Genomic DNA, 19812 nt, shown 5'->3' on the forward strand with positions numbered 1-19812 from the left:
TTATATCTTATAAGAGCTCTTATATGTCACACAAGACCGCTGCCATCACAAGATCGAAAACCGCGCGCACGGCGCCCGCCGGCGACGTCGCCGTGCGTGTACCCGCTCCCGGCGAAGGCAAGCGCGGCGAGCAAGGCTATCTCGGCTATCTGCTGCGCCAGGCCCACGCCGCGGTGCGGCTGAAAATGGAGCGCACCCTCGCCGATCTCGGCGTGACCTCGCCGCAATTCGCGGTGCTGACCATGCTCAACGCCTATCCCGGCCTGTCCGGCGCCGACGTCGCCCGCCTCACCTTTCTGACCCCCCAGACGGTCGGCGTCATCATCCGCAACCTCGAACGCGACGGCGCCATCGCAATGACGCCGCATCCGGTCCATGGCCGCATTCAGCAATGGACGCTGACGCCGCGGGGCGCGACGCTGCTAAAGGCGTGCCGGCAACGTGTGCTCGAATTGGAGAAGCGCCTCGCTCTGGGTTTGGACAGCAAGACGGAAACGACGATCCGGCGCTGGCTCGCCGGGGTCGCGGCCGAGCTGCAGGAGGATTAGCCGCCCTTCAACGCGTTCTTGACCTCGCCGTCGGGCCAAGTCTCGCCTGCGGCAATCACCCGCACGCGGGTTCGGTCCGCGGCATTGACCAGCACATGCGAACTCACCCGGTCGCGGCTCGGCTCCAGGTGCAGATCGGTTTCGGGCTTCCAGCTCAGCGTAGTCGCAAGATCGCCGGGAAAGATCTGCCATTGCGATCCGTCGTCGAGTTCGACGACATGGCTTTCCGCGTGTGCGTGTATCTTCATTCCACCCCGATTCTATTCGCCGAGTGCGGGCCCCGGCCGCAGGCCGAGGCCCATGCTCCGTCAATCGTTGTCGTGATGAATGACAGTCTTCTCGCGATTGCCGAATTCATCTTCCTTCTTGATCACCGTGGTGCGGTCGGCGGGCTCACGCTCTTTGATGACCGTGGTGCGGTCGCGATCTCGGTCGCGCTCGCGATATTCAGGGGACTGACCAACCGTCACGCCGGCGCCGGCCGGCCCGACGTGAACGCCGACCTCGTCCGCGAATGCGGGCGCCGCGATGGCGGTGGCCATGGCGGCGGCAAACAGATATTTCCTCATCTTCTCCTCCTCGTTGTCGCAAGGGGAATGCGAGGCTGCGACGATTTGTTCCGACGGAACGATTGATCCTGCCGCGCAAGATCAGCCGCAGCATCTGTTCCCGGAACCGACTCACGCACGCCATGTTTCAGGCTAGAATGTGCCCATGACGCACGCTGATTCCTCATCCTATCCAACTCGCCGCGCCCTGCTGCAATCGACGTTCGGTGCAGCGGCGTTGCTTGCATTCCCAAAACGCGCCCTCGCCGCGCCCCCAGGCTTCGATGAATGGCGCGAAGCCTTTCGCGCGCGCGCATTGGCCAAGGGCATTTCGGCAGCGACCTGGCAGCGCGCGATGGCGCGGCTCGAGCCGGACATGAGCGTGTTCAAGCAGATGCGCAACCAGCCGGAATTCCACGAGCAGGTCTGGCAATACATCAACCGCCGCGTCTCGGACTGGCGCATCATCAACGGAAAGATCGCGCTGAAAAACAACGAAGCGCTGTTCGCGCGCATCGAGCGCGATTTCGGCGTCGAGCGCGGCACGCTGCTGGCGCTGTGGGGCGTCGAGTCCGCCTATGGCGATCCCCTGGTGCAGCAGAACCATATGACCCCGGTGTTTCCCTCACTCGCCGCGCTCGCCTGGAACGAACCGCGGCGCAAGGCCTATTGGGAGACCGAGCTGATCAACGCACTGCGCATCGTCGACAAGGGCTGGAGCACGCCGGAGCAGATGCAGGGATCCTGGGCCGGTGCGATGGGCCATTCGCAATGGATGCCGGAAGTCTGGCTCAATGTCGGCATCGACTATGACGGCGACGGCAAGGTCTCGCCCTTCGGCAAGCCCGATGACGCGCTGGGCTCGACCGCAAAATATCTCGTCAATCGCGGCAAGTGGCATCGCGGCGAGCATTGGGGCTACGAAGTGCGCGCGCCCGGCAACATCAGCGGCAGCCGCACCTATGCGGCTTGGCAAGCGGCCGGTGTCACCCGCGCCGACGGCCAGCCATTCCCGCAACCGAATGCGTCGGCGCAGCTGTGGACGCCCGTTACGGGCGGGCCGAGCTTCCTGCTCGGACCGAATTTCTACTCGGTGAAGAGCTACAACCCTTCCATGAACTATGCGCTGGCGATCTGCCACCTCGGCGACCGCTGCCTGGGCGCGCCCCCCTTCATCCAGCCCTTCCCCGGCTCCGAGCGCGCGCTGACGCTTGCCGAGGTGCAGGAGATGCAGACGCGCCTGACCAAGGCCGGCTTCGATACCGGCGGCACCGACGGCCGCGTCGGCAACGACACGATGAAGGCGGTCAAGGATTTTCAGCAGCGCGCAGGGATCACGCCGGCGGACGGCTATGGCGGGCTGAAGGTGCTGGCGAGACTGCGGCAGGGATTGTAAGCGGCTCAGTGCCTATACTGCGGTTCTTCCGCGTCGAGCTGGCGACGGATCGCGGCGAGATGCAGCCGCGCGGATTCGGAATCGCCTTCGCGCATCTGCCTGTAGGTTTCGGCGGCAACAGCCGGATCGACCGGCAGCACCTTTCGTCCGGTCGACATCGCCAGCACCTGCACCTCGGCTGCGCGTTCGAGGTAATAGAGATCGTCCCAGGCCTCGGCGATGGTCGGGGCCAGTACCATCACGCCGTGGTGCTTCATGAAGACGATATCCGCATCGCCGACGGCGGAGGCGATGCGCGCGCCCTCGCGGTTGTCGAGGGCAAGGCCGTTATAGTCGCGGTCCACCGCGGTGCGGCCGTAGAATTTCAACGCAGTCTGGCCGGCCCAGATCAGGGGCTCGCCCTCGGTCATAGAGAGCGCCGTCGCATAGGGCATGTGGGTGTGGAAAGCGACCTTGGCGCGCGGCAGGCGCTTGTGCATCTCGGCATGGATGTAGAAGGCCGTCGCCTCGGGCACGCCCTCGCCGTCGAGCACGTTACCGTGGAAGTCGCAGATAGCAGCTTTGACGCGGTCAGCTCGCGGAAGGCGTAGCCGTACGGATTGACCAGGAAGAGATCGTCATGTCCCGGCACCACGGCCGAGAAATGATTGCAGATGCCTTCCTCAAAACCGTTGCGCGCGGCCATGCGGAAGCAGGCGGCAAGATCCTCGCGCGCGGTGCGGATCGCCTCGGTGGCGAGGTCCGGCCGGTTCGAACGATGGGGCGCGGGAGAGGAAGCGTGAAGACTATGCGCCATGGAAGGACACCTATGTCGGTCGGAGCTGGCGCGTTGTACAGGGGCTGCGCCTGCGCGTCAGCCCCTGCCGGCGCCGCCCTGCCCTGCGCGGCTCATGCGCGCCGCGGCACGCCGCCGGCATTCATGCCGCCGTCGATGACGAGTTCGCTGCCGGTGACGTAGCGCGAGGCATCGGAGGCCAGATACAGCACGCCAGAAGCGATCTCCGCAGCCTGGCCGGCACGGCCGAGCGGCGTGACGACCTTGGCGCGCTCTTCTGGATCGATCGGCGCGTTCTGGCCGGCACCGGTCGCGCCGGTCGGGATCTTGCCCCAGATCGGCGTGTCGATGATGCCGGGATGCACCGAGTTGACGCGGATGCCGTCGCCAGCGGCCGCGCATTCCATCGCGATTGATTTCGCAAACAGCCGCACTCCGCCCTTGGTGGCCGAATAGGCCGACAGCCCGGGGGCACCGCGCAGGCCCGCCAGTGACGACATCATCACGATCGAGCCGCCGCCGGTCTTGCGCATCAAGGGCAGGCAACGCTTAACAGAGAGGAACACGCCATCGAGGTTGATGGCGTTCTGCTTGCGCCAGTCGGCCAGCGTCATGTCGACGATCGAGGGCACGGAGATGCCGATGCCGGCATTGGAGACCATGATGTCCAGCCGGCCGTAGCGCTTTGCGACCTCGGCGACGACCTCGATCCAGCGTTCCTCGCTGGTGACATCCTGCGCCAGGAAGATCGCCTTGCCGCCGGCCCTTGTAATCCGGTTGGCAAGCTCTGGGCCGCGCAGCTCGTCGATGTCTGTCGCAATGACGGTGGCGCCCTCGCGCGCGAACAGCTCGACGATGGCCTCGCCAATGCCGGAGGCGCCGCCCGTCACCAGCGCGACCTTGCCCTCAACCTGCCCTGCCATGTTCACTCCCTTTTTTGTTGTTTGAGCGATCTATTTTTTCGCATGATCTTGCCGAAAACCGCGTCGCACTGTGCGCTCACGAGGCCCTTCGGGTCCGGCTCGCGCGCTATCTAATCACGGATGGCCCCTGGTCCGGTAGCGCGACGTCGACGACGCGGAATTGCACACGCTCGACGCCCTGGTAGCGATCGACCGACAAAGATCCCGCGACATGCAATTGCTGACCACGGTTGGCGAGCAGCGCATTGCCGAGCTTCTGGCCGACCGAACGGAACGCGATGCCGTTGACGATGGCGCCGTCACCGGACTTGAAGCGCAGCCTCAAGTGCGCCTGGCCGACCTCATCGGCATAGACGAGCTGATGCGCCGGCAGGGCCAGCACGACTTCCGGATTGCCGCTGCCGAACGGGCCGGCGCGATTGAGAGTCGTCGCAAGCTCCGGCGTCACTGCGCGCGCGGAGACTGCGCCGTCGACATAGAGCTCGTTGACGTGCCGCGCCTCCGCGACGTCGCGCGCCAGCGCGCTCTCCAGATAGGCACGGAATTCGGCGAGCTTCTCCTTGCGCAGCGTGACACCCGCAGCCATCGCGTGGCCGCCGCCCTTGAGCAGAATGCCGTCAGTAACCGCTTGCCGCACCGCCTTGCCGAGATCGACGCCGGCGATCGAGCGGCCCGAGCCGGTGCCGATGCCGCCGGGCTCGAGCGCGATGGCAAAAGCAGGCCGGGAAAACTTCTCCTTCAGGCGTGAGGCGACGAGGCCGACGACGCCGGGATGCCAGCCTTCGGAGGCCGTGACGATGACGCCGAGCTTGTCTTCCAGGCCGATCGAGGCAAGCGCCTCGGCTTCCGCCTGCGCTTCGGCCGCCTGCTCGATGACGCGGCGCTCACTGTTGAGGCGGTCGAGCTCGGCGGCGATGCGTGCGGCCTCGACGCTGTCACCTTCGAGCAAAAGGCGCACGCCGAGATCGGCCCGACCGATCCGACCGCCGGCATTGACGCGCGGCCCCAGCATGAAGCCGAGATGCCAGGCCTCCGGCGGGCCGTTAAGCCGCGCCACGTCCATCAGCGCGGTATGACCGACATGGTCGCGCCGCCGCATCGCGATCAGCCCTTTTGCAACGAAGGCGCGGTTGAGGCCGATCAGCGGCGCAACGTCGGCGACGGTGCCGAGTGCGACGTGATGCAGCATGCCGAGCAGATCGGGCTCGGGCATCTCGGCGCCCCAGAAACCGCGCTGGCGCAGCTCGCGATTGACGGCAACCAGCGTCACCAGCACGAGGCCGACGGCGGCGAGATGTCCGAGGCCCGAGAGATCGTCGGGGCGGTTCGGATTGACCAGCGCATCGACCTCGGGGAGATCGAGGCCGCATTGGTGGTGGTCGATCACGACAACGGACATGCCGAGGCGCTTCGCCTCGGCCAAGGGCTCGATACTGGTGGTGCCACAATCGACGGTGACGAGCAGCGTGGCGCCCTTTGCCGCCAGCGCGCGCACCGCTTCGATGTTGGGGCCGTACCCCTCAAAGATCCGGTCCGGAATGTGGATCAGCGGATCGAGCCCGCAATGGCGCAGATGCCAGGCCAGCAGCGCCGCCGAAGTGGCGCCGTCGACGTCGTAATCGCCGAAGATCGCGACCCTTTCGCCCTTCCCCGCGGCATCCGCGATCCGCTGCGCGGCAGCTTCCATCTCCGTCACCGTGAACGGGTCCGGCAGCAGTTTTCGGATGGTCGGATCGAGGAAGTCCGGCACGGTGTCGATATCGACGCCGCGGCCGGCCAGCACCCGCGCCAGCAATTCCGGCAATTGGTGACGTTGCACGATCGCAAGCGCCTTGGCCGCGCCGCGCGCGTCGAGCCGGTCACGCCAGAGCTTGTCGGTGAGCGAGCGCGTCACCCCCAGGAACGCCTGGGGCGCTTCGACAGGCAAGGCAGTTGCGGGCGGGGTCATGAATGTTGATTGATTGAGGAGCCCGGACGGGTGGCAGCAGATTTGTCGGCAGGGACGATTGGCCCGGAATCGCCCTAGATATGCAATGCCTGCGCCGCACAAAGCGGTGGATTGCCTTTTAGCGGCGCGGAACTGACTATCATTTGGGCATTCCACGGAACCGCAAATTAAGCGGGCGTTAGGTGGAATCCTCGAAAAAGCTTTCCGTTCGATCTGTATCTTTGTTCCGGGTTCATTGCAGGTCAGACCTCATTGCCAAGGGAAGCTCCCCGATGTCTGCTGCGCTGGGTCTGAAAGCCAAGCCGATCACCGCCACCGAACCCGCTGATGATGATTCCGACATCTCCGCGCTGATCAACCGCCTGACCGCGGAGGTCAACCAGATCGCGGTCGACAAGACCAAGGCGATCCAGCAGATCACCAATCAGATGAAGATGCTCGCGCTGAACGCCCTGATCGAGAGCTCGCGCGCCGGCGCGCAGGGCGCGGGCTTTGCGGTCGTGGCGCAGGAGGTACGTGGCGTCGGCCAGCAGGTCGAGACCATCGCCCGCGAGCTCGAGACACAGCTGACCAAACGAACCGGCGACCTCGTCGCCTCGATCGACCGCATGAGCCAGCGCTCGCGCGGCGAGCGCATGGTCGATCTGTCGCTCAACGCTATCGAGCTGATCGACCGCAACCTCTATGAGCGCACCTGCGACGTGCGTTGGTGGGCGACCGACTCCGCCGTGGTCGATTGCGCGGCCTCGCCGGCCGCGGCGGCTGTAAACCACGCCTCGCAGCGCCTCGGCGTGATCCTCGGGGCCTACACCGTCTACCTCGACCTCTGGCTTTGCGATCTCGACGGCAACGTCATCGCCAATGGCCGCGCCGACCGCTTTCGCGTCGTCGGCCAGAACGTCGCCCACACCAAATGGTTTCGCGAGGCGCAATCCTTGCGCTCCGGCGACGACTATGTTGCCGGTGACGTCGAGAACCAGCCGCTGCTCGGCAACGCCCAGGTCGCGACCTATTGCGCCAGCGTCCGCAGCGGCGGCCAGGCCAACGGGGTGCCGATCGGCGTGCTCGCCATTCATTTCGACTGGGAGGCGCAGGCCCGCGCCATCGTCCAGGGCGTGCGCGTCGGCGACAGCGACAAGGCCCGCGTACTGCTGGTCGATTCGAACCTTCGCGTGATTGCCGCCTCCGACGGCCAGGGCATCCTCAGCGAGCGCATCTCGATCGCGCTGAACGGCCAGCGCTCCGGCTTCTACCACGACCGCACCGGCGCGCTGGTCGCCTTCCATGCCACCCCGGGCTATGAGACCTATCGTGGGCTCGGCTGGCACGGCGTGATCATCTGCGGGGCGTGAGGCGCCCCGCAAAGGCGGCGAATAGCCCCTTTTATCAAAACTCGCGAAAACAACCCCATGCACAGTAGCCAAAGGGTTGTCTTCCCTAATAGTTTTTGCACTCGCCAAAACTCTTTGACACGTCGGGCAAAACAGGAGCAATCTGTGACGATCGCCAAGGGTGCCAACACGGCACATTTGTCCTTGTCCGACAGCGGCCGTCTCAGGAACATTTCGTTGGACGCGGCGATCTAGTACACACCGAACGCAACGGCAGTCTCGACACGATCCTTGCTCCAGTTCCCGTCTTGGGAAACAATGCTGGGCAAAGTACGAGCCTCGCTCTGGGCTCTCAGGCTTCTTCTGGCAGGGGGACGAGCTTGAGCGAACAAATGCATCCGGCAGCGCCTCATCATCTGCCATTCTTCGTGCCTGGACCTGATGGATCGGACGCCCTGATGGTCGTCATGGCCATCTTCCTCATCGTCGTCGTGTTGTGGGTGGGCACGCTCTATTGGAAGCTGCACAGCCTTCCGGAGCGCATGGCGCACCGATCGCAGAAGCTGCAATTCGAGATCGTCGCCGTTCTCGGCCTCATCTCGCTGTTCACGCACATGCACATCTTCTGGATCGCGGGCCTCCTGCTCGCGATGATCGACCTGCCGGACTTCTCGACGCCGCTGCGCACCATCGCCGGCTCGGTGGAGCGGATCGCCGATGCAGCGCCGCAGACGTCGCAATCAGCATCCGAAACCGAGCTGACCGGCAATTCCGGCACGAAGAGTGCGTCGAACGAGGGAGTCCAAGGTCATGCTTGAGCTCCTGCTCTGCTCGCTCGTGACGATCCTTCCGGACTACCTCTATCGGCGCTATCGGCAAGGTAAGCGGTTCGGCAAGGAGATCACCCTCTACTCGGTCTGGTTTGAGCTGAGGTGGGGCATTACCGGCTGCCTGATGCTGACCGTCGCGCTGATCACCATGATCTTCTACTATCATCCCTCGACCACGTCCGCGGCGCTCTACTTCCGCACCGTGCCGATCCTGCCCGAAGTGGCCGGCCGCGTCGCCGAAGTGAACGTCGATTACAGCGCGCCTGTGAAGAAGGGCGACGTCCTCTTCCGGCTGGACAGCGCCAAGCAGCAGGCGGCGCTCGAGACGACAAAACGAAAGGTCGCCGAGATCGATGCCTCGCTGATCAGCGCGCGGGCCGATGTGGTCAAGGCGGAAGCCCAGATCGCAGAAGCGAGGGCGGCCTGGCAGCAAGCGAGGGACGAGCTCGACACCAAGAGCGAATTGCAGCGGCGCAATCCTGGGATCGTGCCGCAGCGTGACATCGAGAAACTCCAGGTCGCCGTCGATCAGCGGCAGGCGGGCATCGATTCCGCCAGTGCCGCCAGGGAGGCTTCGGCGCTGCGGATCTCAACGCTTCTGCCGGCTGAGAAGGCGAGCGCAGAGGCCGCGATGGCAGAGGCGCAGGTGGACCTCGACAAGACTTCCATTCGGGCGGGGGTCGATGGGCGAGTGGAGCAATTCCTTCTGCGCACTGGCGATGTCGTCAATCAGATGATGCGGCCCGCCGGCCTCTTGATCCCAGAGGGCGCGGGCCGGCGCGTATTGCAGGCTGGCTTCGGCCAGATTGAAGCCCAGGTCATACGACCCGGCATGCTCGCAGAAGCGACTTGCATCTCGAAGCCCTGGGTCATCATTCCGCTCGTCATCACGGGCGTTCAGGACTATATCGCCGCCGGTCAATTCCGCTCGGGCGAACAGCTCATCGATCCGCAAAATCTTCGGCAGCCGGGCACGATCCTGGCATTTTTGGAACCGCTCTATAAGGGCGGGCTCGAGGGCGTCACGCCAGGCTCGACCTGCATCGTCAATGCCTATACGAGCAACCACGATGCGATTGCAGACCCAAAGACCGGCGCGCTCAAGGGATCTGCTCTGCATGTCGTCGATGCCACGGGGCTTGTACATGCCCTTCTGTTGCGCATTCAAGCGCTGCTGTTGCCAGTGAAGACGCTGGTGCTGAGCGGCCACTGATCTCCGAGATTTAAGGGAATGCTCCCAGACGAATTGTGTCGTATCGTAACGATCTCTCTGGAGCATTTTTCGGCAAGTCAGGCGCGTTCCAGGCAAGGGCCTGCCGATTGCTCCCGATAGAACAGGCGTTGGATCGTGATGCACGTAAGCGCGAGAGCAGGAATTGGCCTTTTCCCGCGCTCCGAAACACCGAGGAGACGTGCCATGAAGATCGTCGTGATCGGCGGGACCGGATTGATCGGATCTAAACTGGTGGCGAAGCTCAAGCAGCAGGGCCACGAGGCGGTGGCAGCCTCGCCAAGATCAGGCGTGAACGCCGTGACCGGGGAAGGTCTCGCTGCGGTGCTGGCCGGCGCCGATGTTGTCGTCGACGTCGCCAACGCGCCGTCCTGGGAGCCGACCGCCGTGCTCGATTTCTTCCAGCGTTCGAGCAAGAATCTCGTCGCGGCAGAAGCCGCAGCGGCCGTGAAACATCATGTGGCGCTCTCCATCGTCGGCACCGAGCGGTCGCCCGACAACGCCTATTTCCGTGCCAAGCTCGCCCAGGAGACCGTCATCAAATCCTCTTCGGTCCCCTACTCGATCGTGCGCGCCACCCAGTTCTTTGAATTCCTCGGCGCCATTGCCGAAACGGCTGTGACGGGCGGCAGGATTGTCGTTCCATCGGCGCAGTTTCAACCGATCGCGTCCGACGATGTGGTCGATTGTCTCGCGGAGATCGCAACGGGCCGGCCGCTCAACGGCACGATCGACATTGCTGGACCCGAGAAGGCCCCCTTCAATGAATTCATCGCGCGGCGCCTGAAGGCGTCCGGCGATGTCCGACCTGTGGTGGGAGACCCAAAGGCGCCCTATTACGGCGCTCTCATTGACGACACATCGCTGAATCCGCTTGGCGAGGCGCGGCTCGGGAAAACACCGCTCGCAACATGGCTCGCGAGTCTCTGAAGCTCCGTCAGCCTCAATCACGACGGAAATGACAATGAAGGGAATCCCATGCGCAGATTGCTGATCGCAACGGCGGTTTACGCCGCGTCTTTCCTGACGGCCCATGCAGCCGAGACGGCAGCACCATTGGCCAAAGTAACCGTGGTGTTCGACCAGGCCCTGCCCAACGTCCCCGGCAAGAGCATGAAGGGCGTGCTGGTCGAATATGGTCCGGGAGGCTCCTCACCGGCGCACATGCACCCGCGCTCCGCGTTTATCTATGCGACCATCCTGGAAGGAGCAATCCGCAGTCAAGTCAATGACGAGCCCGCGAAGGTCTATCGCAAGGGAGCGAATTTTTTCGAGAAACCCGGCGACCGCCACGCCATAAGCGCGAATGCCAGCGATTCCGAGCCTGCGAAGCTGCTGGCCGTCTTCGTCGTGGATACAGCAGACAAGGAGCTCGTGACGCCTATCGCGAAGTAACGCCCCGGGGCAGCAGGCGAGACGCGCGTCAACCGGAGCCCGTCGCGCCTATCGAATTCTCAAGCCGCGGCGGCAACCAGCTTGCTGTACTCGCCTTCGTACTCTCGCGCCATTCGGCGCGCCGAGAAACGCTCCTCGAACCGTGCGCGCACCTGCCTTCGATCCAACTTGCCCACCTCGCCGACCGCCTGAACGGCTTGCTCCTCGTTCTCGACGATGAAACCAGTCAGGCCGTGCTCGATGACCTCAGGGACGGCGCCTGAGCGGTAGGCGATCACGGGAGTTCCGCAGGCCATTGCTTCGATCATGACCAGCCCGAAGGGCTCCGGCCAATCGATCGGGAACAACAGAGCGGCGGCTCGACCAAGGAACTGCTGTTTTCTGTCATCATCGACTTCGCCGACAAGCTTGATCTTCTCGTCGTCAATATGGGGCTCGACATGTTTCTTGAAATAGGCGGTCTCGGCGCGCGGGATCTTCGCGGCGATGCGCAGGGGCATACGGGTTTGATGCGCGATGCGGATGGCATCCTCCGGACCTTTGTCTTTCGTCAGGCGGCCAAGAAATGCAAGGTAGGATCCCTGCTCGTAGCATGGGCGAAGCAGGTCGGACGGCATCCCGTGCTGGATCGTTCTAATCCATTTCGCATTTTGAAGCGGCAGGCGCTGACGGTCGGAAATCGACACGAGCGCTGCTTCGGGGAATTGCCGAACCACGTCGGGCAACCCAGGCAAGTCGAGGCGGCCGTGCATGGTCGTCAGGAACGGCACGCCCAGGCGACTGAGCAACGGCAGATGCAGCCAATCGATATGCGCGTGGATCACATCGAAATCCCTCGCTCGCTTCGCGATCGCTTCCAGCAGCATCGCGCAAGCTGCACTCGGATCGGCGCCCTTCCGCCCGAGACGCAACGCACGGGACCAAACCGGATAGAGTCTGCCGGCCGTCCGGGAATCGCCGCTCGCAAACAGCGTGACGTCGTGGCCGAGCTGCACCAGCTCATCCACCAGCCAGGCTACTACCCGCTCGGTGCCGCCGTAGAGCTTCGGAGGAACGCTTTCGGCCAGGGGAGCGAGCTGAGCGATACGCATGTGCTAAACTGCCAAGCGCACGATCAGCACGATCAATGCCGCCAGAAGGTTCGAAATCGCGAGCAAGGTCCAATTCGGCCTTGCGGTCGCGGCCGCCAGGCAGCAGGCCAGTTCCTCCACCAGCCCTAGCATTCGTCATCGTGAAGCCGCTCGAGATAGGCAAGGCCAGATGCCGTAAGGTCCTGGGCATCACCGCCACTCTCGCGCGCTTCCCGCCTCCCTTGTAGATGACGCTCGAGCAGACAGCGACGACCATCCGCGGCATCGACGTGACGATGCCGGGCGCGGTAGACGGACCAAGCAGTATCCACGGCCGTTCGTAGCGGGTCGTAGTCGACCATGTTCCAGCTCCCAGATGGAGACGTTCATGGGACGCAACTCGTTACCACGCCGGAAGTTTCCACTTTTTCCCGAAACTCGCAGGCTTTGCGCGTACGAACTTCATGAGCGGGCTCCCCTGGTGCGCGCCATCAGGCGGCGCGACGCGCGGCCATCTCCGCTGCGAGCAGCACAGCGGCGCGGCTAGCGCCAACCGATGCGATGCCCTGCCCGGCGATATCATAGGCGGTGCCGTGCGCGGGCGTGCAGATCGGGAAAGGGAAACCACCGAGCAAGGTGACACCGCGATCAAAACCCATCAGCTTCATCGCGATCTGACCCTGGTCGTGATACATCGTCAGCACCGCATCGAAAGCACCGCCCTTGGCGCGCAGGAACACCGTGTCGGCGGGGAACGGTCCCTCCGCGGCGATACCCTCGCGCTGGGCGGCCGTGACCACCGGCGAGATGATATCGATCTCCTCGCGACCAAAATTGCCGCCGTCGCCGGCATGCGGATTGAGACCTGCGACTGCGATGCGGGGGCGCGCGAAACCGGCATTGCGCATACAGGAATCGGTCAGCTTGAGCGCGCGATGGATGCGCTCGCTGGACAGCTTTGCAGCGACGTCCTTGAGAGGGATATGGGAGGTGACCCGCGCATTCCAGAGCCGGTCCAGCACGTTGAACTCGCTTGCCGCGGTCTTGAGCCCGACCACCTCGGCGGAGAACGCGATCTCGTCGTCGTATTCGGTACGGGCAAGGCGCATCGCCTGCTTGTTGAAGGGGGTAAAGCAGACGGCATCGACGCGGTGGTCACGGCCGAGCTCGAGCGCGTGCCGATAATTGGTCAGCGCGAATTTTCCGCCGGCAAGCGTCGCGGTCTTCGGCTCGACCTCCCTGGGGTCGAGGTGGCGGAGATCGACAAACAGCGTCTCGCCCTGCGCCGCGCCAAGGTCGGCGCCCTGCTCTACCATGGTCAGCTCCGGCTTGACGCCGGCGACGCGCGCGCCTTCGTCGAAGATGCGGCGGTCACCGATGACGACGATCCGGCTGCGGGCGCGGACGTCATCCTGCACCGCGAGCTTCGCCGTCAGCTCCGGGCTGATGCCGGCGGGATCTCCCATTGCCAATGCAATGAGCGGCTTTGCGGTCATATGATCACCTTTTCCTCAGCTGTCGTCCGATCGGTAGACGGCGCGGGTTTGCGCCAGAGCCGCGTGAGCTGCAGCACGAGCGGAAGCAGCAACAATGCGATGCCGGCAACGATCAGGCATGTCACCAGCTTGTTTGCAAAGAATATCCCGAGCGATCCCTTGGAGATCAACATCGACTGCCGGAACGCGTCCTCCGCCTTGTCGCCGATGACGATCGCGAGCACGAGCGGCGCCAGCGGATAGAACAGCTTCTTGAAGAGATAGCCGACGATCCCGAAGCCAAGCATCATGACGACGTCGAGATAGGAGTTCGACACCGAATAGGCGCCGACGACGCAGATGATCACGATCAGGGGCGCGATCACCACAAACGGAATCCGCATCAAGGCCGCGAAGACCGGAACGGTGAGCAGCACCAGCGCGACGGCGACGATGTTGCCGACATACATCGAGGCGATCAGGCCCCAGACGAAATCCTTACTGTCGACGAACAGCATCGGCCCGGGATTGAGGCCCCAGATCATCAGCCCGCCCATCATGACCGCCGCGGTCGCCGAGCCGGGAATGCCTAGCGAGAGCATCGGCAGCAGCGCGCTGGTGCCGGCGGCATGGTCGGCCGTCTCCGGCGAGATGATGCCTTCGACCTCGCCGGTGCCGAAATATCGGCCGCGGCGCGAGAAGCGGCGCGCGATGCCGTAGCTCATGAAGGAGGCCGCGGTCGGGCCGCCCGGCGTAATCCCCATCCAGCATCCGATCGCGGCGCTGCGCAACAGGGCAATACCATGCCGCGGCAGGCGGCCGACCGCGCGGAACACCTCACGCCAGTCGATCTTCGAGGAGACCGCGCGCGCGTGAAACTCCTCTTCGACTGCAACCAAGAGCTCGCCGATGCCGAACAGACCCATCACGGCGACGACGAAGCTCACGCCCTTGACGAGTTCATCGACCCCCATGGTGAGGCGCACGCTGCCGGACACCGTGTCGATGCCGATGGCAGCGATCGCAAAGCCGATCGCCAGCGCCACGACGGTCTTGATCGGCGCCGCACCGCCCATGCCGACGAAGCTGGCAAAGGCCAGGAAATAGACCGCAAAATACTCGGCCGGCCCGAACGCGAGCGCAACCTGGGCCACCCAGGATGCAAGGAAGGTGATCAGGATGACGCCGATCAGCGCGCCGAACGCCGCCGAACCGAAGGCGGTGGCGAGCGCCGTCGTTGGCCGGCCGTCGCGCGCCATCGGGTAGCCGTCGAACGTGGTCGCGACCGAGGACGGCTCGCCGGGAATGTTGAACAGGATCGAGGTCACGGAGCCGCCGAACAGCGCCCCCCAATACATGCTGGAGAGCAGGATGATGGCCGAGACCGGCTGCATACCGAAGGTCAGCGGCAAAAGCAGCGATACTCCGTTTGGCGCGCCCAGCCCCGGCAGCACGCCGACGAGAATGCCGAGCAGCACGCCGATTACCATGAGCAGCAGATGTGGCGCGGTGACCGCGATGGTGAAGCCGTGCAGGAGCTCTGCGAGATTATCCATCGGACCTCTCCATCAGAACCCGAACGCGGCGGCGAGCGCGCCATGCGGCAGGCTGACCTGGAACATGCGCTCGAACACGACGTAGAGCGCGAGTGCCGTCGCCCCCGCCATCGCGAGCGCACGCGGCACGGATTGATACCTGGGGATCGCCAGCACTGCGAAAACGTACAATGCTGAAGCGACGTACATCCCGGCCAGCGGGATCGCGGCAACAAAAATCGCAGCCGGCACGAACAGGCCGGCGAGCCTGCGCAGCTCGAGGGACGTGATGGCGATGGGGACATTTGCCAGTGTCGCGGCCGGTAGCACGCCCCGCACCAGATTGTAGAGGCTCCCGATCACGATGATGACCCCGGTCAGGAACGGAAACGTGCCGGCGTCCACCCCGGCGCTCGACCAGCCGATGCCGTTGTCGAGGCTGGAGATGACGACTGCCACACCGAAGGTCCCGGTGAGGACAGCGGTCGCAAGTTCAAGCGCGCGGCGGGAGATCATGGTCCGTTACCTCTGAGCTATCCCATGTGACGGCGGTGAGACCTGCTGAACGAGCTCGGCCTGCATGGTTCGAGACGCCCGCTTTGGCGGGCTCCTCACCATGAGGGTTGGATATCTTGCCACGGCGCGCGACCTCACCCTGAGGGCCCGCCGCAGGCGGGCGTCTCGCAGGATGGCCGCAGGCGACCTGCCCGCCGCCTCACTTGACGAGCCAGCCCTGCTCGCCCGCGACCTGCTTGACGTGCTCGAGGTCCTCCTTGATGAATTTTTCGAACTCGGCGCCGGTCAGGAAGGTGTCGACCTGTGAGGTCTTCTCGATGTAGTCCTTCCATTCCGGCGTTGCCTGCACCTTCTTCATCAGGTCGACATAGAACGCCGCCTGGTCCGGCGTGACCTTGCCGGGCAGCCACACCGTGCGCGGCTGCTCATACTGCTTGATGTCGAGGCCCTGCTCGACGCAGGTCGGAACGTCGCTCCAGCCTTCGGTTGCGGTGACCTTCGGACCCTGCGGCAGCCGTTTCGGGCTGAAAACGCAGAGCGGGCGCTGCGTGCCCCCGCGCCATTGCCCGAGGCTCTCGCTGGGATTGTTGACGTGGGAATCGAGATGTCCGCCGGCGAGCTGCACGGCGGTCTCGGCGCCGCTCTTGAAAGGGATATAGGTCAGCTTGACCTTGCCAGCCTTCTCGATCATGCGCGTCAACACCTCGTCGGTGTCCTTGGATTGCGCGCCGCCCATCTTGAATTCGCCCGATGCGGCCGCCTTGAGATAGTCGCCCGCTGTCTTGTACGGCGCGTCCTGCTTGACCCAGAGCAGGAACTCGTCCTGCGCCATCGCCGCGATCGGGGTGAGATCGGTGTAGTTGAAGGCGACCTTGGAGACGAGCGGCTGCTGCCAGGCGTTCGAGGTGCCGAAGATCACCTTGTGGGGATCGCCCGCGGAGGCCTTGCCGTAGACATAACCTTCGGCGCCGCTGCCGCCGCCCTTGTTGACGACGACGATCGGCTGGTCTGTCAGCTTGTACTTGGTGATGATGTTCTGGACCGCGCGCGCGAGATTGTCAGTGCCGCCACCCGGCCCGGCCGTGGCGACGAACTCGATCGGCTTTTGCGGTTGCCAGGCGGCGAGCGCCGGCATCGTGCCGGCGAGCACGATCGCGGCCGCGGGGAGCAGAAGTGTTGACGTCCGACCCATGATGTTCCTCCAGCTGATTTTTTGTCTTTTGTTGTTGTCTTATCGACGTCCGCTCAGGCGACGCGTTCCTCGCGACTTGCTGAGGCCAGCACGATTGCGCCTTCTTTTTCGAGCGCTTCGATCTGCTTCTGGTCGAACCCGTGCTCGGCCAGCACCTCACTTGTGTGCTCACCATAGACCGGCGCGCCTGAGCGAACTTTGCCTGGGGTCTCCGAAAACTTGATGGGAAGTCCGATCGTCTTTACGGGGCCGAGCGTGGAGTGCTCGACCTCGACGACCATCTCGCGCGCCAGCGTCTGCGGATCGCTGAGCGCTTCCAGCATGTCGTGCACGGGGCCGCACGGCACGCCCTTCTCGTCCAGCGCCGCAAGCCAATGCGCGCGCGATTTGGTGCGGAAGCGTTCGCTCAAGACGGCTTCCAGCTCCTTCAGATGCGCCATACGGTCGGAGCCGGTGACGAAGCGCGGATCGGCGGCGAGTTCGCTGGCGCCGAGTGCTTCCAGCATCAACAGCCAATGCTTCTTGTTGGCGCCGCCGACGACGAGCCAGCCATCCGAGGCTTCGAACGCCTGATAGGGCGCATTGAGCGGATGGGCCGAGCCCATCGCGCGCGGTGCCGTGCCCGCGGCCAGCGCGATGGTGGACTGCCAATAGGTCTGCACCAGGGCCGCTTCATAGAGCGACGTCTCCACCCACTGTCCTTCGCCGGTCTTGAGACGGTGCGTATAGGCCGCGAGGATGCCCATGCTCGCCAGCAGACCGGCGGTGATGTCGGACAGTGGCGGGCCGCATTTGACGGGCGGACCGTCGGGGCGTTCGCCGGTAAAGCTCATGATGCCGCTCATGGCCTGCGCGACCAGGTCGAAGCCGCGGCGGTGCTTGTACGGGCCGGTGCGGCCGAAGCCCGACAGCGAGCAGTAGATCAGCGCGGGAAATTCCGCGTGCAGTGCCTCGTAGCCGAAACCGAGACGCTCCATCGCGCCGGGCGCAAAGTTCTCCACCAGCACGTCGGCGCTCGCGATCAACCGCCGAAGCACCTGCTTGCCACCGTCGGTCTTCAGATCCAGCACGATGCCGCGCTTGTTGCGGTTCATCATCAGGAAGGAGGCCGCCTCATCGCCGATCTTCGGCGGCACCGAATGGCGGGTATCGTCGCCATTGGGCCATTTCTCGATCTTGATGACGTCGGCGCCCATGTCGGCGAGCATCAAGGTGCAGGTCGGCCCGGCCATGACATGGGTGAGATCGATGACCTTGAGACCGGCGAGCGGTCCCGAACGGCGGGAGGTGGATTGCGATCGATCGCTCTGCATGGGCCCGTCCTATTGGCCGCGCCATTGCGGCGCGCGCTTGTTGAGGAAAGCATCGAGCCCTTCGCGAAAATCCTGGCTCGTGTAGCACATCAGGATGAGGTCTTCGCCCTCGTCCCGCGTCAGCCGTCTTTGCAGGCGCGTCACCGCCTGCTTGGTCGCATTCAGCGTCAGCGGAGCATGACTGGCGAGCAGCCGAGCGACCTCGTCAGTGCGCCGATCGAGCGCGGCAAGATCGTCCACGACCTCGCCAAGCAGACCGATGCTTGCGGCCTCGGTGGCATCGACCAGGCGCGCGGTAAAGATCAGATCCTTGACGCGCGCGGCGCCGATGAGCGCCGTGAGACGGCTGACATTGGACATCGACAGGCAATTGCCGAGCGTGCGGGCGATGGGGAAACCGATCTTGGCGCTCCTTGTGCCGATGCGGAGGTCGCAGGCCGCAGCGATGCCGGCCCCGCCTCCGGTACAGAACCCGTTGATCGCCGCGATCGTCGGCACACGGCACTGCTCCAGCGTTGTGAGCACGCGATCGATGCGGTTCTCGTAATCGATGGCGTCCTGCGGCGTCTTGAATTCGCGGAACTGGTTGATGTCGGTGCCCGAGGCGAACGCCTTGTCGCCAGCCCCGCGCAGCACCAGCACCTTGATCGCAGGGTCGCGGTCGGCCTCCTCGCAAATCGCAGCGAGCCGCTCGTACATGGCAAACGTGAAGGCGTTGCGGGCCTGCGGGCGGTTAAAGGTGATCCGCCCGATGCCGTCCTGGCGCTCGAAGACGAGGTCTTCTGCCCCCACTTGCAGGTCCATTCCCACACCCTTTCTGCTTTTTTACAGTTTTGAATGCAAAACTTGGAATTTTCAAGCCGGAACTTGCAATTTTTCGTTTGTAGGCCCATTTTTGCATGCAAATAGAGTTTCAGACAATGCTTCACGAAGAAGTCGTCGGCCGCATTCGCGCCATCCTGCTCGACGGTGAAATCCCGCCAGGGGCGCGCATTCCGGAGCGCGAGCTGTGCGAGCGGCTCGAGATCTCGCGCACGCCGCTGCGCGAGGCACTCAAGGTGCTGGCCGCCGAAGGCCTCGTGCAGCTGCTGCCGCATCGCGGCTCGCGCGCTGCGAAGCTGACCGACCAGGACATGCGCGACCTGTTCGAGGTCTGCCAGGGTCTCGAAGCCCTTGCCGGCGAGCTTGCCTGCGAGCGCATCACGGACGCCGAGATCGACGCGATCGCCACCGCGCATGCGGACATGGTGCAGCATTATCGCGAGGGTGACCTGATCCAGTACTATCGCGGCAACCGCGCAATTCACGAAGCCATCGTCAACGCGGCCGGAAACCCGGTGCTCGCGAGCCTTTACACCTCGGTGACAGCGCGGATCCGCCGCGCGCGCTACGTCACGCCGATGACGCCGCAGCGCTGGGCGCTCGCCGTCAAGGAGCACGAGGCAATCCTCAATGCGCTCCAGCGCCGCGACGGCGCCGGCCTCGCGCACATCCTGCGTGCGCATCTGCGCCATAAGCGCGAAGAGGTCTTACAGGCCGGCTTTGCCGAAACGGACGGCAATGACCTCACGCTGAGAATTGCGTAAGACGCAATTCCGCGGTGCTTTGTTTTTGCGGAACGTGCCTCTGGACGCCGTGTCCCTGCCCGGCATGCGTCCGCGGACCAATTCCACTTGCTAGCTCATCGCAACCGGCGCAGCATGCCTTCCGCCGACCTCCGGCCTCATGGCCGACCGGGGCCGGTCACACCGCGCCAACAATCGCGCAGGTCAAAAAAGCGGAGGAA

Annotated in this window: 20 protein-coding genes and 1 pseudogene; 8 read left to right on the forward strand and 13 right to left on the reverse strand. The window is 64.4% G+C overall.

Annotated elements, in window-relative coordinates:
- The first annotated feature begins 23 nt into the window (after positions 1–23).
- On the forward strand, positions 24–548 hold the full coding sequence (locus IVA96_RS12775; RefSeq protein WP_247280989.1) for a MarR family transcriptional regulator: 525 nt from the start codon (positions 24–26) through the stop codon (positions 546–548).
- Here the strand turns inward: IVA96_RS12775 and IVA96_RS12780 are convergent.
- Positions 545–796, reverse strand: a complete 252-nt coding sequence (locus IVA96_RS12780) for a hypothetical protein (RefSeq protein WP_247280988.1) — start codon at positions 794–796, stop codon at positions 545–547. The genes IVA96_RS12775 and IVA96_RS12780 overlap by 4 nt on opposite strands.
- 60 nt (positions 797–856) lie before the next feature.
- Complete coding sequence (locus IVA96_RS12785) at positions 857–1117, reverse strand: hypothetical protein (protein ID WP_247417539.1); 261 nt, start codon at positions 1115–1117, stop codon at positions 857–859.
- 145 nt (positions 1118–1262) lie between these two features.
- Between IVA96_RS12785 and IVA96_RS12790 the strand changes: the two genes are divergently transcribed.
- The gene (locus tag IVA96_RS12790) at positions 1263–2492 is read left to right on the forward strand and encodes a lytic murein transglycosylase (protein WP_247417541.1); all 1230 of its coding nucleotides are present in this window, start codon (positions 1263–1265) and stop codon (positions 2490–2492) included.
- Positions 2493–2497: 5 nt separating this feature from the next.
- Here the strand turns inward: IVA96_RS12790 and IVA96_RS12795 are convergent.
- From IVA96_RS12795 to recJ, 3 genes and pseudogenes are all read right to left on the reverse strand, one after another.
- Positions 2498–3288 (reverse strand): annotated as a pseudogene (locus IVA96_RS12795) (aldolase).
- Between the two features lie 92 nt (positions 3289–3380).
- Positions 3381–4190, reverse strand: coding sequence for a glucose 1-dehydrogenase (locus tag IVA96_RS12800; RefSeq protein ID WP_247417543.1), 810 nt, complete (start codon positions 4188–4190; stop codon positions 3381–3383).
- A 106-nt stretch (positions 4191–4296) separates the two neighbouring features.
- Entirely contained in the window at positions 4297–6138 is a 1842-nt protein-coding gene (recJ, locus tag IVA96_RS12805; RefSeq protein ID WP_247417546.1) for a single-stranded-DNA-specific exonuclease RecJ, read from the reverse strand.
- Positions 6139–6410: 272 nt separating this feature from the next.
- Between recJ and IVA96_RS12810 the strand changes: the two genes are divergently transcribed.
- The 5 genes from IVA96_RS12810 (at position 6411) to IVA96_RS12830 (ending at position 10925) form a co-directional block, all read left to right on the forward strand.
- A complete protein-coding gene (locus IVA96_RS12810; RefSeq protein WP_247417547.1) occupies positions 6411–7490 on the forward strand; it encodes a methyl-accepting chemotaxis protein in 1080 nt (359 codons plus the stop codon).
- Positions 7491–7849: 359 nt separating this feature from the next.
- Entirely contained in the window at positions 7850–8287 is a 438-nt protein-coding gene (locus IVA96_RS12815) for a hypothetical protein (protein WP_247417550.1), read from the forward strand.
- Positions 8280–9512 carry a biotin/lipoyl-binding protein gene (locus IVA96_RS12820; RefSeq protein ID WP_247280980.1) on the forward strand — a complete coding sequence of 411 codons (1233 nt, stop codon included), beginning with the start codon at positions 8280–8282 and terminating at the stop codon, positions 9510–9512. The genes IVA96_RS12815 and IVA96_RS12820 overlap by 8 nt, the downstream gene beginning before the upstream one ends.
- 204 nt (positions 9513–9716) lie before the next feature.
- Positions 9717–10460 (forward strand): SDR family oxidoreductase, encoded by a 744-nt coding sequence (locus IVA96_RS12825; protein ID WP_247280979.1) that lies wholly within the window; start codon positions 9717–9719, stop codon positions 10458–10460.
- Between the two features lie 48 nt (positions 10461–10508).
- Positions 10509–10925 carry a cupin domain-containing protein gene (locus IVA96_RS12830; protein WP_247417552.1) on the forward strand — a complete coding sequence of 139 codons (417 nt, stop codon included), beginning with the start codon at positions 10509–10511 and terminating at the stop codon, positions 10923–10925.
- A 59-nt stretch (positions 10926–10984) separates the two neighbouring features.
- On the opposite strand, the gene IVA96_RS12835 is transcribed toward IVA96_RS12830, so the two are convergent.
- The 8 genes from IVA96_RS12835 to IVA96_RS12870 form a co-directional block, all read right to left on the reverse strand.
- Positions 10985–12016 (reverse strand): glycosyltransferase family 4 protein, encoded by a 1032-nt coding sequence (locus IVA96_RS12835; RefSeq protein ID WP_247417555.1) that lies wholly within the window; start codon positions 12014–12016, stop codon positions 10985–10987.
- 125 nt (positions 12017–12141) lie between these two features.
- Entirely contained in the window at positions 12142–12357 is a 216-nt protein-coding gene (locus tag IVA96_RS12840; protein ID WP_247280976.1) for a hypothetical protein, read from the reverse strand.
- A 129-nt stretch (positions 12358–12486) separates the two neighbouring features.
- Positions 12487–13491 carry a 4-hydroxythreonine-4-phosphate dehydrogenase PdxA gene (locus tag IVA96_RS12845; RefSeq protein WP_247417557.1) on the reverse strand — a complete coding sequence of 335 codons (1005 nt, stop codon included), beginning with the start codon at positions 13489–13491 and terminating at the stop codon, positions 12487–12489.
- Positions 13488–15026 carry a tripartite tricarboxylate transporter permease gene (locus IVA96_RS12850; RefSeq protein ID WP_247417559.1) on the reverse strand — a complete coding sequence of 513 codons (1539 nt, stop codon included), beginning with the start codon at positions 15024–15026 and terminating at the stop codon, positions 13488–13490. The genes IVA96_RS12845 and IVA96_RS12850 overlap by 4 nt, the downstream gene beginning before the upstream one ends.
- 12 nt (positions 15027–15038) lie before the next feature.
- A complete protein-coding gene (locus tag IVA96_RS12855) occupies positions 15039–15521 on the reverse strand; it encodes a tripartite tricarboxylate transporter TctB family protein (RefSeq protein WP_247417561.1) in 483 nt (160 codons plus the stop codon).
- 199 nt (positions 15522–15720) lie between these two features.
- Positions 15721–16713: a tripartite tricarboxylate transporter substrate-binding protein gene (locus IVA96_RS12860; protein WP_247280972.1), complete on the reverse strand. Its 993-nt coding sequence runs from the start codon at positions 16711–16713 to the stop codon at positions 15721–15723.
- Between the two features lie 53 nt (positions 16714–16766).
- The gene (locus IVA96_RS12865; RefSeq protein WP_247280971.1) at positions 16767–18026 is read right to left on the reverse strand and encodes a CoA transferase; all 1260 of its coding nucleotides are present in this window, start codon (positions 18024–18026) and stop codon (positions 16767–16769) included.
- A 9-nt stretch (positions 18027–18035) separates the two neighbouring features.
- Complete coding sequence (locus IVA96_RS12870; protein ID WP_247417563.1) at positions 18036–18830, reverse strand: enoyl-CoA hydratase/isomerase family protein; 795 nt, start codon at positions 18828–18830, stop codon at positions 18036–18038.
- 116 nt (positions 18831–18946) lie between these two features.
- On the opposite strand from IVA96_RS12870, the gene IVA96_RS12875 reads away from it, so the two are divergent.
- Complete coding sequence (locus IVA96_RS12875) at positions 18947–19612, forward strand: GntR family transcriptional regulator (RefSeq protein ID WP_247280969.1); 666 nt, start codon at positions 18947–18949, stop codon at positions 19610–19612.
- The last annotated feature ends 200 nt before the right edge of the window (positions 19613–19812 follow it).

The sequence above is a fragment of the Bradyrhizobium sp. 159 genome (assembly GCF_023073795.1).
In the GTDB taxonomy this organism is placed as follows: domain Bacteria; phylum Pseudomonadota; class Alphaproteobacteria; order Rhizobiales; family Xanthobacteraceae; genus Bradyrhizobium.

Coding starts and splice junctions, on each gene's coding strand:
- IVA96_RS12775 (WP_247280989.1), top strand. CDS start 24: ATGTCACACAAGACCGCTGCCATCACAAGATCGAAAACCGCGCGCACG.
- IVA96_RS12780 (WP_247280988.1), bottom strand. CDS start 796: ATGAAGATACACGCACACGCGGAAAGCCATGTCGTCGAACTCGACGAC.
- IVA96_RS12785 (WP_247417539.1), bottom strand. CDS start 1,117: ATGAGGAAATATCTGTTTGCCGCCGCCATGGCCACCGCCATCGCGGCG.
- IVA96_RS12790 (WP_247417541.1), top strand. CDS start 1,263: ATGACGCACGCTGATTCCTCATCCTATCCAACTCGCCGCGCCCTGCTG.
- IVA96_RS12800 (WP_247417543.1), bottom strand. CDS start 4,190: ATGGCAGGGCAGGTTGAGGGCAAGGTCGCGCTGGTGACGGGCGGCGCC.
- recJ (WP_247417546.1), bottom strand. CDS start 6,138: ATGACCCCGCCCGCAACTGCCTTGCCTGTCGAAGCGCCCCAGGCGTTC.
- IVA96_RS12810 (WP_247417547.1), top strand. CDS start 6,411: ATGTCTGCTGCGCTGGGTCTGAAAGCCAAGCCGATCACCGCCACCGAA.
- IVA96_RS12820 (WP_247280980.1), top strand. CDS start 8,280: ATGCTTGAGCTCCTGCTCTGCTCGCTCGTGACGATCCTTCCGGACTAC.
- IVA96_RS12825 (WP_247280979.1), top strand. CDS start 9,717: ATGAAGATCGTCGTGATCGGCGGGACCGGATTGATCGGATCTAAACTG.
- IVA96_RS12830 (WP_247417552.1), top strand. CDS start 10,509: ATGCGCAGATTGCTGATCGCAACGGCGGTTTACGCCGCGTCTTTCCTG.
- IVA96_RS12835 (WP_247417555.1), bottom strand. CDS start 12,016: ATGCGTATCGCTCAGCTCGCTCCCCTGGCCGAAAGCGTTCCTCCGAAG.
- IVA96_RS12840 (WP_247280976.1), bottom strand. CDS start 12,357: ATGGTCGACTACGACCCGCTACGAACGGCCGTGGATACTGCTTGGTCC.
- IVA96_RS12845 (WP_247417557.1), bottom strand. CDS start 13,491: ATGACCGCAAAGCCGCTCATTGCATTGGCAATGGGAGATCCCGCCGGC.
- IVA96_RS12850 (WP_247417559.1), bottom strand. CDS start 15,026: ATGGATAATCTCGCAGAGCTCCTGCACGGCTTCACCATCGCGGTCACC.
- IVA96_RS12855 (WP_247417561.1), bottom strand. CDS start 15,521: ATGATCTCCCGCCGCGCGCTTGAACTTGCGACCGCTGTCCTCACCGGG.
- IVA96_RS12860 (WP_247280972.1), bottom strand. CDS start 16,713: ATGGGTCGGACGTCAACACTTCTGCTCCCCGCGGCCGCGATCGTGCTC.
- IVA96_RS12865 (WP_247280971.1), bottom strand. CDS start 18,026: ATGCAGAGCGATCGATCGCAATCCACCTCCCGCCGTTCGGGACCGCTC.
- IVA96_RS12870 (WP_247417563.1), bottom strand. CDS start 18,830: ATGGACCTGCAAGTGGGGGCAGAAGACCTCGTCTTCGAGCGCCAGGAC.
- IVA96_RS12875 (WP_247280969.1), top strand. CDS start 18,947: ATGCTTCACGAAGAAGTCGTCGGCCGCATTCGCGCCATCCTGCTCGAC.